This window comes from Bosea sp. BIWAKO-01 (genome assembly GCF_001748145.1).
Lineage (GTDB): Bacteria > Pseudomonadota > Alphaproteobacteria > Rhizobiales > Beijerinckiaceae > Allobosea.
The window spans coordinates 1,923,107-1,936,490 of sequence record NZ_BCQA01000001.1; the positions used below are offsets into that span (position 1 = coordinate 1,923,107).

Annotated in this window: 13 protein-coding genes; 9 read left to right on the plus strand and 4 right to left on the minus strand. The window is 64.8% G+C overall.

The window, feature by feature from the left end:
- Nucleotides 1–200 precede the first annotated feature (200 nt).
- Genes BIWAKO_RS08770 through BIWAKO_RS08780 form a run of 3 tightly spaced genes read left to right on the plus strand, consistent with a single transcriptional unit; the run spans nt 201 to nt 2,612 of the window.
- Nucleotides 201–419 carry a NepR family anti-sigma factor gene (locus tag BIWAKO_RS08770; RefSeq protein WP_176733287.1) on the plus strand — a complete coding sequence of 73 codons (219 nt, stop codon included), beginning with the start codon at nt 201–203 and terminating at the stop codon, nt 417–419.
- Nucleotides 406–966, plus strand: a complete 561-nt coding sequence (locus BIWAKO_RS08775) for a sigma-70 family RNA polymerase sigma factor (RefSeq protein ID WP_043234959.1) — start codon at nt 406–408, stop codon at nt 964–966. Before BIWAKO_RS08770 ends, BIWAKO_RS08775 begins: the two co-directional genes overlap by 14 nt.
- Entirely contained in the window at nt 966–2,612 is a 1,647-nt protein-coding gene (locus BIWAKO_RS08780; protein ID WP_069878383.1) for a sensor histidine kinase, read from the plus strand. The genes BIWAKO_RS08775 and BIWAKO_RS08780 overlap by 1 nt, the downstream gene beginning before the upstream one ends.
- On the opposite strand, the gene BIWAKO_RS08785 is transcribed toward BIWAKO_RS08780, so the two are convergent.
- The 3 genes from BIWAKO_RS08785 to BIWAKO_RS08795 all read right to left on the minus strand — a co-directional run bounded on the left by BIWAKO_RS08785 (nt 2,577) and on the right by BIWAKO_RS08795 (nt 5,836).
- Nucleotides 2,577–3,500, minus strand: coding sequence for a transglutaminase family protein (locus tag BIWAKO_RS08785; RefSeq protein WP_069878384.1), 924 nt, complete (start codon nt 3,498–3,500; stop codon nt 2,577–2,579). The genes BIWAKO_RS08780 and BIWAKO_RS08785 overlap by 36 nt on opposite strands.
- Nucleotides 3,501–3,661: 161 nt before the next feature.
- Nucleotides 3,662–3,940: a hypothetical protein gene (locus BIWAKO_RS08790; protein WP_069878385.1), complete on the minus strand. Its 279-nt coding sequence runs from the start codon at nt 3,938–3,940 to the stop codon at nt 3,662–3,664.
- Between the two features lie 120 nt (nt 3,941–4,060).
- Nucleotides 4,061–5,836 carry an ABC transporter ATP-binding protein/permease gene (locus tag BIWAKO_RS08795; protein WP_176733288.1) on the minus strand — a complete coding sequence of 592 codons (1,776 nt, stop codon included), beginning with the start codon at nt 5,834–5,836 and terminating at the stop codon, nt 4,061–4,063.
- A gap of 248 nt (nt 5,837–6,084) precedes the next feature.
- Between BIWAKO_RS08795 and BIWAKO_RS08800 the strand changes: the two genes are divergently transcribed.
- The 5 genes from BIWAKO_RS08800 (at nt 6,085) to BIWAKO_RS08820 (ending at nt 11,029) form a co-directional block, all read left to right on the plus strand.
- Nucleotides 6,085–6,849 carry a Crp/Fnr family transcriptional regulator gene (locus BIWAKO_RS08800; protein WP_074471521.1) on the plus strand — a complete coding sequence of 255 codons (765 nt, stop codon included), beginning with the start codon at nt 6,085–6,087 and terminating at the stop codon, nt 6,847–6,849.
- Nucleotides 6,850–6,971: 122 nt separating this feature from the next.
- Nucleotides 6,972–7,763 (plus strand): class I SAM-dependent methyltransferase, encoded by a 792-nt coding sequence (locus BIWAKO_RS08805; RefSeq protein ID WP_371331890.1) that lies wholly within the window; start codon nt 6,972–6,974, stop codon nt 7,761–7,763.
- Between the two features lie 150 nt (nt 7,764–7,913).
- Nucleotides 7,914–8,483, plus strand: coding sequence for an NADPH-dependent FMN reductase (locus BIWAKO_RS08810; protein WP_069878387.1), 570 nt, complete (start codon nt 7,914–7,916; stop codon nt 8,481–8,483).
- A 157-nt stretch (nt 8,484–8,640) separates the two neighbouring features.
- Nucleotides 8,641–9,852, plus strand: a complete 1,212-nt coding sequence (locus BIWAKO_RS08815) for a GGDEF domain-containing protein (protein WP_069878388.1) — start codon at nt 8,641–8,643, stop codon at nt 9,850–9,852.
- 229 nt (nt 9,853–10,081) lie between these two features.
- Nucleotides 10,082–11,029 (plus strand): glutaminase, encoded by a 948-nt coding sequence (locus BIWAKO_RS08820; RefSeq protein ID WP_074471522.1) that lies wholly within the window; start codon nt 10,082–10,084, stop codon nt 11,027–11,029.
- Nucleotides 11,030–11,230: 201 nt separating this feature from the next.
- Here the strand turns inward: BIWAKO_RS08820 and BIWAKO_RS08825 are convergent, their stop codons facing one another.
- A complete protein-coding gene (locus BIWAKO_RS08825; RefSeq protein ID WP_069878389.1) occupies nt 11,231–11,932 on the minus strand; it encodes an SDR family oxidoreductase in 702 nt (233 codons plus the stop codon).
- Nucleotides 11,933–12,045: 113 nt separating this feature from the next.
- On the opposite strand from BIWAKO_RS08825, the gene BIWAKO_RS08830 reads away from it, so the two are divergent.
- Nucleotides 12,046–12,936: a LysR substrate-binding domain-containing protein gene (locus BIWAKO_RS08830; RefSeq protein WP_244523383.1), complete on the plus strand. Its 891-nt coding sequence runs from the start codon at nt 12,046–12,048 to the stop codon at nt 12,934–12,936.
- Nucleotides 12,937–13,384 lie beyond the last annotated feature (448 nt).

Consider the following 13,384-nt stretch of genomic DNA (forward strand, 5'->3'; position numbering starts at 1 on the left):
AACGTGTTTCTGACAAGCAATTTATTTTGCGATTTGCCCGGAACTTTTCTGAAACGAGACCGTTATCTGGCAGCATACGTGTCAATGATGCTCCCGGCGGATCATGATCCGCCGGCATCTGGAAGTCGGTTGAACAAGGCAATCCGGCCGCCCCTGCAGCAAGAGCGGAGCGGCGTCGGCGCGAGGGTATGATGAGTGGTATGAAGATCGAGATGCCAGAGCCGAACGGGAGCGAAGAGACGGATTTCGAAGCCATTCTGGACCCCAGGGTTCAGGAGTCGATCGGCCGGTCGCTGAAGGCGCATTACGACGATCTGATCAACGCTCCCATCCCCGACAAATTCCTGGTTCTGCTGGCGCAGCTGGAAGCCAAGGAAAGCCGTTCATCCGCTGAGGAAGCAAGTGATGAGCGCCCCTGAGTTCAAGGACGGCCTGATCAAGGAAATCCCGAACCTGCGTGCCTTTGCGGCATCGCTTTCGGGCTCGATGCAGCTCGCGGACGATCTGGTGCAAGACACCCTGCTCAAGGCCTGGGGCAATTCCGACAAGTTCGAACCGGGCACCAGCCTGCGCGCCTGGCTCTTTACCATTCTGCGCAACACCTACTACTCGCTCTACCGCAAGCGCGGCCGCGAGGTGCAGGACAGTGAGGGGACCTATGCCGAGCGCATGGCTGTGCACGGCAACCAGGAGAGCCATCTCGATCTCGCCGATTTCCGCAAGGCTCTGGCCAAGCTTCCGGAGGAACAGCGGGAAGTGCTGATCATGGTCGGCGCAACGGGCCTTTCCTATGAGGAGGCTGCTGAGATCTGCGGCGTCGCGATCGGCACCATCAAAAGCCGAGTCAACAGGGCGCGCACCAAGCTTGCGGAGCTGCTGTCGATCAAAGGTCTCGATGATCTCGGGCCCGATCGTCAGAGCGCGGCAGCGGTTCACAGGACCAGCTCCGAACCCATCCGACCCTAATGCGACTGGCGCGGTTCAAGACCGTCCGCGGCAGGCTTCTCGCCCTGCTGGTCGCAATCGCGTTGCCGATCGCCTGTCTGTCGGCGATCGCTGCGATCACGACCTACCGAACGGTCATCGCCTCAATTCAGACTTTCCAGGTCCGCACGGCGGACGACTATGCCGTGCGCGCTCGCGTCTGGTATCGCGGCGCCTTGCGCTCGCTGCTGGCGGCGGCCGCAGCCGTGGGCACGTCGAGCAACAGGGATTGCGATGCGGCCGCCCAGGAGATTCTGAAGCGGGTAACCGGCTACAGCGCCCTTCACCTCAAGATGCGCAACGGCGAGATCTGCTCGGTCTCGCTCGATCCGCACGTCACGTCGGCCAAGCTTGCCGCGACCGTAGAGCAACTGAGCGCCAAACCACCGGTCCGCATCTGGGCGGGCACGGAACTTGCGGCCGTGCGCTATGACGACCTCATCCTCGATCAACAGCGCTATCTCGCAGTCTATGCTCATACCAACGACCCCGAACAACCTGCGCAGGAAGCTCTGCTGCTCGCCGACCCCGACCTCCTCAACAAGGTCTTCGATCTCGGCGAGAGCGATGAAAGTCTTGCGGTCGCACTGATCCACCGGGGCAGCGGAATCGTCACCAGCCGGGGAGCCGATGAAGGCGACGAATCCTGGCTACCGGCGCAAGAAGTGGTGCCTGAGGTCAAGGCGCGCTGGGAGGCGGCAAGCAAGGCCGGCCCCAACGGCGCCTATGCCGCCCGCATGGTTGCCGAGCCCGACCTCTATGTGATCGCGAGTTTCGACAACACAGCCGAACGTGCGGCCCAGACGCAGTTCCTCATTTTGCTGCTGACCCCGCTCCTCACCCTGGCGTTGCTCTGCTTCGTCTACCTGCGCGCAATCGACCGGCATTGCGTGCGCTGGCTGCGCGGCATCGAAACGGCGGCCAGGACACGTGCGAAACTCTCGAGCGCCCGGGCCCCGATTGCGGCGGACATGCCGAGCGACATGCGCAGCGTAGCCGAGGCCTTCAACGCAATGGTCGAGGAGGAGGAGGTGCGGCAGCGCAAGCTCTCGAACGCCCTCGACGACAATCGCTTCCTGGTGCGCGAGCTGCATCACCGGGTGAAGAACAGCCTGCAGGTCGTCCAGAGCTATATCGGACTGACCAAGCGCGATTCCCGCGGCGAAGCCAGGCTTGCGCTCGCCGACGCCGAATGCCGCGTCCACGTCCTCTCGGCAGCCTATCGCTTCACGCTCGCCGACGGAGAAATGCAGCCTGTCCGCGTCGACCTGTTCCTCGACGACGTCATGACGATGATCTCGAACCTCATCCGCCGCCGCGACCAGGGCCTCGTCAGCCAGATCGAGACGATGTCGTCCCTTTCTGTCGACCGGATCATTCCGCTCGGCTTCCTGATCGTCGACGTGGTGGGGCGTGCCTTGCGGCACGGACCGGGCCTCACCGTGACTGTCACCGCTGCCGATATCGATGAGGAGACCATCGAGATCAGCATCAAGGCCGATCGCGAGATCGACCATGCCGAGCCCCCCAAGCTCTTCGCCGGTCTGCTGACACAGATCGCGGCGACCGAGGTCTCCGCGCCGGGCGGGCGTTCACTGGGCTCCTGGCGCATCGTGCACCGGGACTGAGCCTGCCCAGCAGGGGTTCGTCTCGACCGGTTCGATGCTGACCCCCACATTCAGGCCAAGGAAAGCACCGGCGAGCCCGGTATAGCTGCCGGAGACCGGCGATGCGTCCTCAGGAACGCGGGCGACGGCGATGCGCAGCAATTGGCGGTCCGCCACCAGATCATTGGTCGGATCGAACTCGACCCAGCCGTCGAAGGGGATGAAGACATCGGCCCAGGCATGCGTCAGGCCCGCCGGTGAGACGAGACCGCCGTTTTCCAGGGTGCGCTCGTGAATATAGCCGGTCACGAACCGGGCGGCGAAGCCCAGGCGGCGCGCCAGCTCGATGAACAGCCACGCATAGTCACGGCAGGAGCCGCTCCCCATCTGCAGCGTGTCGAGCGGGTGTTGCGTGCCCTCGTCAAAGCGAATGGCGTAGCTCAGCACGTCATTGATGGCATGTGCGAGATCCCGTAACAGGTGCCCGGTGCCGGCGCCGCTCCGCGCGCGAAAGGCGAGAAGCCATTGGTCGAGAGCGCCATCCGGATCGGCGCTTGCCAGCGCCAGATAGGGCTGTAGCGCCGCGCGCTCGGAGGGGGTGTAGACAATCCCCGTCATAGCCGCGTCCGACGCGAGCACCGGGCTCGGAAGAGCCGGTCCGAAGCGCTCGACCACCAGTTCGCTGACGATGTCGAGGCTGTCGGCCTGCCCTTCGAAACTCGCGATGGCAACCGAATTGCCATAGGCATCATGCATCCAGCGCAATTGCGCCGCCGGCGTGATGCTGAGCGCGGTTCCCACGACGCGCAGGTCGAAACTGTCCCGCGGCCTCAACATCAGGCGATGCGGTCCGAACTCGACCGGCTGGGCGTAGCGATAGGTCGTCGCGTGACGGATACGCAGCTGCACTGAACCCTCCAGGCCAAGCGATGCGCCTCATCGCAGTCAGCGCGGCCACGGACAAAACAAGCCGCCCGAGGGCGGCTTCGCGCGTGACAAGCGCGCGGAGAGCGCCCAGTCGCACCGCGACCGAGCGCCCCTTCTTCCGCTTTCCCGCAGACGGTCCCGGCTCAGCGAATGACGCTGGCGACCGGCCCGACCACGCGAGCCTCCTGCGAGGTCGCGATGGCGCGCTTGGTCCGATCGGCGACCCTCTGGGCGGGATCCACCGATGCCAGCTGGCTATCTGTCGGCATGTTGTTTCGAATCTTGGCCTCCGCGACGGAGGTCGAACTTTGATCGGTCGCGCTCTGGAGAGCCGAGCCGAAGGTCAGCGTGGCCACCACCGCGCCCATGATTCCAAAGAAGGCGAAGGCGCGTTTGATGGGGGCAAGGCTGTCATTCAACATCTGTCTCTCCCTACGCCACGACCGGTCACCATTGACCGGTTCACGTCGAAGAGAACGCGACGCCGCCCGTTCGGTTCCCGTTGCGCGGTTGGCAGCGATCACGAAACCGGGAGCGGCGGCTCAGGCCTCCTCGTCCTCGTTGGCGGGCTGACGGCTGCGAAACAGCCGCCAGAGCGACTTGCCGATCCGGCGCGAGCTCAGATGCGCGCCGGCGAGCCGCTTCTCCAGGGTGATCTTGCGGTCATGGAAATCCTCGAGACCGGGGCGGTGACCGACACTGATGACTGTCGCGTGCGCGAGCTCGCCTTCGAACAGTCCAAGGAGCGAATTCTGGCTGTCCTCATCGAGGGCCGAGGTCGCCTCGTCCATGATGATGATATCGGGTTTCTGGATCAGCAAGCGCACGAAGGCGACGCGCTGACGCTCGCCGCCGGACAGGACGCGATCCCAATTGTCCTCCTCGTTCAGGCGTTTGGCCATATAGGCCAGGCCGCAGCGCCGAAGGGCGGCAATGATGGTCTCGTCGCTGACGGGGATCTCGGAATCAGGGTAGAGCAGGACTGTCCTGAAATTGCCGAGGGGCAAGTAGGGTTTCTGCGGCACGAAGGCGATGCTCTTGCCGCGAGGCACCTGGATCGAGCCTGAACCCCAGGGCCAGAGGCCGGCGAGCGACCGGATCAGCGTGCTCTTGCCGGAGCCGCTCTCTCCCACGATCAGGACTTTCTCGCCGAGTTCGATGACAACCGTCGCGTCTGCGATGACGATGCGCCCATTGCTGTGCGCGAGCGAGAGCTCCTTGATATGAATCGCGCCGTCATCACTCTCGCCGAGTGAGATCTGGGTCTCGCCGACCATGATCGTGCCGACGTCGAGCGCTTCCAGCTCTTCGACAAGCTCGTCGACCCGGGTGACGGAGGCAAACCACTCGGCCAGCCTGACGAAGTTGTCGACGAACCAGATCAGCGCGGCCTGAACGGCGCTGAACGCCGCGACGACCTGCATCACGGCCCCGAGCGTAACCTCGCCCGAGAGATATTTCGGCGCGATCAGCAGCAGCGGCACGATAGGAAACAAGGCACCATTGGTGTTCAGCACCAATGCGATCACGCCTTGCTGGCGAATGACGCTGAGCCAGGCGGCCAGGACGCGGCCATAGTTCTCGCCGACCGATGCACGCTCGTCGGCATCACCCTTGATCAGGGCGATGCTCTCGGCATTCTCGCGCAATCGCGTCATTTCGGCCCGGAACTGGGCCTCGGCCTCGTTCTTTGCTGCGATCCGAGCGACCAGCGGTCGTCCTGTGAGATAGGCCGCGAGCGACGCGACCGCCGCATAGACGATCGCGGCCAGCGCCATGTAGCTCGGGATCACGACCGCCACGCCACCGAGCGTGAAGTGAGCTGAGCCTGCGACCTGCCAGAGGATGGCGGCAAAGGTCGCGGCCGTTACCGCCGCGCTGATCAAGCCGATCGCGAATTCGGCTAGCGGCTCGATCGCGAGCCGGACGTCATCTGCGATCCGGTATTCCGGGGCCGTCTGCCTCTTGGTGAGGAAGCCCAGCCGGTAATAGCGCTGATCAGCGATCCACCAGCCGGCAAGACGCCTGGTCAGGTCCTCCCGCCACCGCGCCTGGAGCAGCATGCGGCTGATCACGAGGGCGGAGAGCGACAGGCTGAATGCGATGACCAGCGCCGGCAGCCAGGCGATCACCGACCAGACAGCGCCGGTGTCGCGCTTTTCCAGCGCATCGAAGAAGTACCGGTTCCAGCTATTGATGCCGACGGCGGTCGCCGTCTGCGCAGCGACGAAAACCAGCACCGCTATCGTCAGAACCCAGGCGCGCAACCGGGTTTCACCACTCCAGAACCGCAGCGCGATGCGGAAAAACTGCCGCATGCGCGACCGCCTGGATGGTTGCGGCGTCTCAGCCATGGTCTTGCAACTCCCGCCCGAGATGTCATTGACCGGAGCATCATCGCGAGGTCTCGCGATCATAAACCGGAGGCTGGAGATCGGCACGCTCCACGGCGCTAGAACGCCGCGACGCTTCTGCCAGTTCCGTCAATCACACGGGATATGTTGCACCGCACGAAGCATGCGATTCGACATTGAGCTGTGCCGGCTCCCCCGCGCATAATGGGGTTATGAAGACCATACCCGACCATGCCAGCATAACCCGGCTCGGAGTGCCATGCCTGGCCTGCCCGTTGCGGCTGAAGGCGGCATTCAAGGACAAGAGCGATGAGGAAGTCCGCTTCATCCAGGGTATGAAGATCGATCATCGTTCCGTTTCTGCCGGATCGGAGGTCATTCACCCCGGCCAGGAAGATGCCGAGCTCTTCACGTTGTTCTCCGGCTGGGCCTTTCGCTACAAATTGCTCTCCGACGGGCGGCGTCAGATTCTGAACTTCCTGCTGCCGGGCGATCTGGTCGGGCTGCAGGCTTCCCTCCTGAGCGCGGCCCAACATGGCATCGAGGCGCTGACCGATGTCGAGCTCTGCACCTTTCCGCGCAAGCGGATCTGGGATCTTTTCGTGCACATGCCGTCGCTGTCATACGAGATCGCCTGGCTCGGCTCCCGGGAGGAGAGCCTGATCGACGAGAATCTGACATCAGTCGGCCAGCGCAACGCGAGCGAGCGCATCGCTGCGCTGGTGATCTCGCTCTATCGCCGGGCCGAGGCGCTCGATCTCGTCAGCGACAGCAGTTTCCAGTTCCCCTTGTCGCAACAGCACCTCGCAGACGCGCTTGGCCTGTCACTTGTCCACACCAGCAAAACCTGGTCCCGCCTGCGCCGTGCCGGCCTTTTCTCGCTTGCCGGAGGACGGCTCACCTTGCTCAACCCGCGGCTGACCGCGCGCATGGCCCTGCTTTTCGAACGCGAGCGCCATCCGAGGCCGTTGATCTGAAACAGCTCAGCCGCTACGCGGCACTCTTGACCCGAACTTCTTGACGGTTAACGTCAATTCTGCTCGCTAGCGGCATCTGTTCGTTCTGATGCTTCGGCTAACGGGGCGAGGCCTGAGGTTTCATGACGCGTTCTTCCACCACCCGGGATTCTCGCGGCGCGCTTGCCGGACGGCTCGGCAAATCGAGCGTTGCCGCTCGCATCGAGGGTGAAATGCGCGTCACTGCTGCGGAGCTGGCAGATAGCGTGGCCGAGGCCAAGCTGAAGGTCGCTGCCGTGCGCTACAAGGTCGAGGGCGAGGTCCGCAACACGGCCGGGAAGCTGAAGACGCGGGTCAATGAAGCCAAGGCGAAATTCGGCGACGATGCCCGCTTCTTGAAATCCTGGATCGACGATCCGCTGCGCACCGGTTCGGTGACCCCGTCAAGCCCGTTCCTGGCGCGCCGCATGGCCTCCTTCGTCGATCCGACCGTACCTGGTCCGGTGATCGAGATCGGCCCCGGGACCGGCCCTGTGACAGAGGCGCTGATCGAACGCGGCATCGACGAGTCCAGACTGATCCTGGTCGAGTACAGCCCCGAATTCTGCAAGCTGCTGCGCGAACGGTTTCCGCGCGCCACCGTGGTGGAAGGCGACGCCTACGCGCTATCGACGACGCTTGCCGGGCATCTGAGCGAGAAGGCCGTAGCGGTCGTCTCCAGCTTGCCGCTGTTCACGCGCCCGCCGGCGACACGCACCGCCCTCGTCAAGGACGCTTTCACGCTGCTCATCAAGGATGCGCCCTTTATCCAGTTCACTTACTCCGTGATCTCGCCGGTGCCGCGGAAGGGTTCGGGCCTCAAGGCCATGGTGTCCGACTGGGTCTTGAGGAATATCCCGCCGGCCCGCGTCTGGGTCTATCGTCGCGCGGCATAGGGCTGCGAGGGCTCCCTGGCGATGGTCCCACCCGCCCTCCCGTGCATGGTGTGGATACCGCAGCCCGGGTTTCCAGGCCGCCAGCAACAGTGCAGGCTTTCCTGATCGCGGACAGGCCGGAGCTTTCCGGCCAGGTCATGGGGTCATCACATGCCAGCACCTAGGATTCTCGTTTTCGCCGGTTCCTGGCGCGAGGGCTCCCTCAACACCAAGCTCGCGACGCTGGCGGCAAGGAAGCTGCACGCCGCCGGGGCACATGTGAGGCAGATCTCGCTTGGCGACTATCCGCTTCCTCTGGTCGATGCCACCGGCTTCGGCAACGCGCCGCAAGCAGCCCATGAGCTGCGCGCGCTGATCGACGCGCATGACGGCCTCTACATCGCGAGCCCCGAATACAATGCTGGCTACGCCCCGGCCTTGAAGAACGCGCTCGACTGGGCATCGACCGCCAAGCCTGGCGCCCCTGCCAGCGGCCTTGCGGGCAAGGTCGTAGCGCTCGGCGGAGCTTCCACCGGCTCGCTCGGCGCCTATCGTGGGCTGACCCAGTTGCGAACCTCACTCGAACTCGGCTTCGGCGCGCTGATGGTGCCCGAAATGGTCGCCGTCAGTTTCGCCGACAAGATGTTTGATGCCGATGGCAACCTCACCGATGCGCGCAGCAGCGGTTTCTTGGATGCCCAGGTGGCTCGGCTGCTCAAACTTTCCGGCAAGGGCCTGTAGTCGCGGCGGCGTGACGATCGGACGCTAGGGAAGTGCGCAAGTCATTGTGCCTTCCACACGGAATCGTAACGGCTCGGCTCTATGAGCCGCGAACAAGAGCACTGGTCTCGCCCCGGTCTCTTCCAGGACCTCATGGCCAGGGAGTTGCAGCACGCGTATGAGTGGGCAGGCATCTAGCTATAGTTTGCCGCGCTGGCGCCTGACGCGCTGGCTGACCGATGCTGGCCCCGATGTGCCCGCCGACATCAGGCTCGCCTTGATTGGAAGCCTCTACGGCACCTTGCCGATCTTCGCCGGCGGCGTGATCAACACCATCGCCGTGTCGTTTCTGATCGCGATGCGGATCCCGACGCTGCCATTCGTGCTCTGGTGCGCCTTCGAGGTCCTCTGCTGCGTGACGCGGCTCTTCGTGCTTCTCCTCGCCCAGAAGCGGGCGAGGCAGGGCAAGGAAACACCAACCGATCTCTACATCCTGCTCGGCCTCGGCTGGGCCGGCGGTGTCGGCTACGGCACCTTCATCAGCCTGAGCAGCGGCGACTGGGTGGTGGCCACGCTCGCCTGCCTATCGGCCGCCGCGATGGTCGGCGGCATCTGCTTCCGCAATTACGGGGCGCCACGACTCGCCGGAGTGATGATTTTCCTCACGCTCGGGGCCTGCTGCTTTGCCGCGCCCTTCCTCGGCGAGCCGATCATGCTGATCGTTTTCATGCAGATCCCTTTCTATCTCTTCAGCATGAGCCGGGCGACCCGCACGCTCAACAAGATGCTGGTCACCACGATGCGCGCCGAGCGCGAGAACGAATTCCATGCGCGCCATGACATGTTGACCGGGCTCTCGAACCGCTCGGGCCTGACGAAGGCACTCGACGCGCATTTCGCCCGCGAGGCCGGACAGAAGCGGCTTGCACTGATCTATCTCGATCTCGACGGCTTCAAGGCCGTCAACGACAGCTACGGCCATATGGCCGGAGACCGGCTGTTGCAGCTCGTCGCCGAGCGGTTGCGCGGCATGATCCGCAATGGTGATCTCGCTGCCCGGATGGGCGGAGACGAGTTCATCGTCTTGTCCGAGCAAACCGAAGCCGCGCAACTTCTCGGCTTCGGCGAAAGGCTGATCCGCGAGATCTCGCGACCCTACGAACTCGACAACAAGCACGAGGTCACCGTGGGGGCCTCGGTCGGGATTGCGCTTGCTCCGGAACACGGCACCGACATGATGACCCTGCTCGCCGCGGCAGACAGCGCACTCTATCAGGCCAAGTCCCGCGGCAAGTCGCGCTGCATGATCGCGTCCGCGTCGCAGAGCGAACTCAACCGGCCCTTCCCCGGCGCGCCGCTGCTGGTCAGCTCGGCCCGCCAGTTGCACTGAGCCCAAGATCCACGGCCTGCTGCTGCTCGCAGCGCTCCTCCCTGACGACAGGTCGCCAAGGCGATCCCGGCCAGGCAATGCCGCACGCCCACCGCATCGTCCGGCAGCGAAGCATCGTCGCCTGCAGCACCACAACGACGGCCCCTTGCAAGGCTGGCCTGGCGCGCCGCAATCTTGACCCCCTTGCCTCCCTCGGGCTTCCTGCCGTGCGGGACAGCGGAGAGCGGCCGTGGCAGATATCGGACGAATCGTCCACGAGGTGGCCGAGGAGATGGCCGCCCATCCCGAGCGGGGCGAGGTCGCGAGCTATATTCCGCCGCTCGCCCATGTCGATCCCGGGCAGTTCGGCCTCTGCATCGTCACCTCCGATGGCGCAACGCACGCTGCCGGTGATGCCGAAGAGCCCTTCTCGATCCAGAGCGTCTCCAAGGTCTTCGCGTTGACCCAGGCGCTCGGCAAGGTCGGCGACACGCTCTGGCGCCGCGTCGGACGCGAGCCTTCCGGAACTCCCTTCAATTCGATCGTCCAGCTCGAGCGCGAACAAGGCATTCCGCGCAATCCCTTCATCAATGCCGGCGCGCTCGTCGTCAGCGACGTCAATCTCGCCGGACATGAACCGCGCGTCGCGATCGGCGAACTGTTGCGCTTCATCCGCTATCTCGCCGAGGACGAGACGATCGTCATCGACGAGACCGTGGCCCGCGCCGAACAGGAGACCGGTTTCCGCAACATTGCGCTGGCCAATTACATGAAGGCCTTCGGCAATCTGACGCATGCGGCGCCGCTGACGCTTGGCGTCTATTTCCACCAATGCGCCATCGCCATGAGCTGCCGGCAGCTCGCCATGGCCGGACGCTACCTGATGCTCGGCGGCCTGCATTCGCCCGGCGGAGCGCGGGTGATCTCGGCGCAAAGAGCGCGCCGCATCAATGCCCTGATGCTGACCTGCGGTCATTACGATGCTTCCGGCGACTTCGCCTTCCGCGTCGGCCTGCCCGGAAAATCCGGGGTCGGCGGCGGCATCCTGGCGATCGCGCCGGGCAAGGCCGCAATCGCCGTCTGGTCGCCCGGACTGAACGAAAGCGGCAATTCCCGCCTCGGCACCCTCGCGCTGGAGCGCATTGCCGAAGCGACGGGCTGGTCGGTGTTCAGCCCATCGGGAGGCGGCCGCCCCTGAGCCGTCGGCAGCATCCGGACAGCCGTCACCAGCCTGCACCTCCGCCCTGACGCGCGAGCCACTCACCCCCGGGGCAGTCGGTCAAGAGCATTCCGTCGGAAGGAGCCTTCTCTGGGAAAGGGCATTTCCCGGCGCGCCTGAGGGCCCGCGAGCGTTTCGCGCAGGCCCCCAGATATTCAAAGGCCCCGCGCGCCCTGGCGCTCAGATCCCGCGCGTGATGCCGCCGTCGACACGGATATTCTGCCCGGTGATGTAGCCGGCATCGTCGGAGGCAAGGAAGGCGATCGTGCCCGCGATTTCGTCGCTCCTGCCATAGCGCTGCAGCGGCACGCGCTGGCGCCGCTCATCGGTGGCCGGCAGGCTGTCGATCCAGCCGGGAAGCACGTTGTTCATGCGGATATTGTCGGCTGCGTACTTGTCGGCAAAGATCTTGGAGAAGGAGGCGAGCCCGGCCCTGAACACGGCCGATGTCGGGAACATGGCGTCGGGCTCGAAGGCCCATGCCGTCGAGATGTTGATGATCGATCCGGAGCGTTGAGCCTGCATGACCGGCGTCACCAGCCGGACTGACCGCACGACGCTCAAGAAATAGACCTCCATGCCGCGATGCCAGTCCTCGTCCGGAATCTCCAGGATCGGCGCGCGTGGGCCATGGCCCGCACTGTTGACGAGAACGTCGATGCGCCCCCAGCGGGAGACGGTTGCATCGACGAGGCGCTTGATATCGTCGTTGGACTGGTTCGAACCGGTGACTCCGATGCCGCCGAGTTCATGGGCCAGGGCTTCGCCCTTGCCGGATGAGGACAGGATGGCGACCGCGAAACCGTCCTTGGTGAGACGGCGCGCGGCGGCAGCCCCCATCCCGCTGCCACCGGCCGTAATGATCGCGACTTTCTGAGTCATGGACTTTCCCCTGGTTGCCTGCTGCAACCGGTCGTAGGCGACGAGGACGTCCCGAACCATGGATTTTCCGTGCGGTGTCCCTGTAGCGTTGCTACACCCTCATCATGTCACGAATGCCCCCTCTCGCGACCTTGCGCGCATTCGATGCGGCCGCGCGCCACCTCAATCTTCGCCTTGCGGCGGAGGAGTTGAATGTGACGCATGGCGCTGTCGCCCAACAGGTTCGCGCTCTGGAGGCCAGCCTCGGGGTCGCCCTGTTCGAGCGGGAGCCGCGCGGCCTCGCGCTCACCGCGGCCGGGCGGGCCTTTCACCCGCAGATCAGGCGGGCCTTCGCGCTCATCGCGGGCGCCATGGCCGCAATCGAACCCACGCAGGAGCGCGAGCGACGCGGCGTGACGGTCACTGTCACCCCCTCCTTCGCGGCAAGATGGCTCATTCCCCGGCTCGGGAAATTCTCCGTGATTGCGCCGGATGTCGAGGTGCGCGTCCTGGCGTCGGAATCGACCGAGCACCTCGGAGGACATGGCCTGCCGGATCTCGCAGTGCGCCTGTCGGCTCCGCCCTTCGAGCGCTCGCTCGATGCCCGGCGCCTGCTTGCAGACGATCTCTTTCCGGTCTGCAGCCCGTCCATCGCCAAGACACTCTCGAGCCTGGACGACCTCGCAGGAGCGACGCTCCTTCACGACGCCCACGACGCCTGGCCGCTCTGGCTGGAACTGGCGAACGCATCGACCCCACCAACGGTCGGACGCCGCTTCAACCAGACCGCGCTGGCCTTGGCTGCCGCGCTTGATGGCCAGGGCGTGGCGCTTGCGCCATCTGCTCTCGTTGCGGAGGATCTCGCCGGGCAACGCCTGGCGGCACCATTCGGCACAGCTCTGCGGGCCGCGTCGGAGCGGGCCTTCTATCTTCTCACGCCGAGGCTCTCCCGAATGCGTGCGGAGGTCTCGAGCTTTCGCTCCTGGTTGATCGACGAATGCGACGCCGGCCTGGATGGGGAGTGACGGCCCCGCCGGGCTGCCTGGGTCTGACATCCGGGCCCCCGGCTGAGGAGGCCCCCCAAGAGCTCCATGATGAGAGTGCTCCCATGACGGTTTTGCCGAAGCGGATGATCGCAGCCGCCGGGCCGTAGCCGCTTTGGCCAACGGCGCCCGCCCAACCTGGTCAAGCGCGAGCATCGCGGCGCAAACCGCTGTCGAGGTTCACCACAACCTGCCCGGATTCACGCTTGCACGCATGTGCAAAATTGCGATTGACAGGCCTGCCGTTTGCGTTGAGCTTGATATGCAACGGATCGGGTCAAGCTGCACGCAGCCCCACGATCAGAGCTAAATAACAGCTGCCCCACAGCAGAGCGTTCTTTGCAAGGCTGTGCGGGGAGAGGGAGGGTACGATGGCCAAGACGTGTCCCGCTTCAGCGGGCGCCCGCCCTTGCGCGGAATAGGGCGCCCC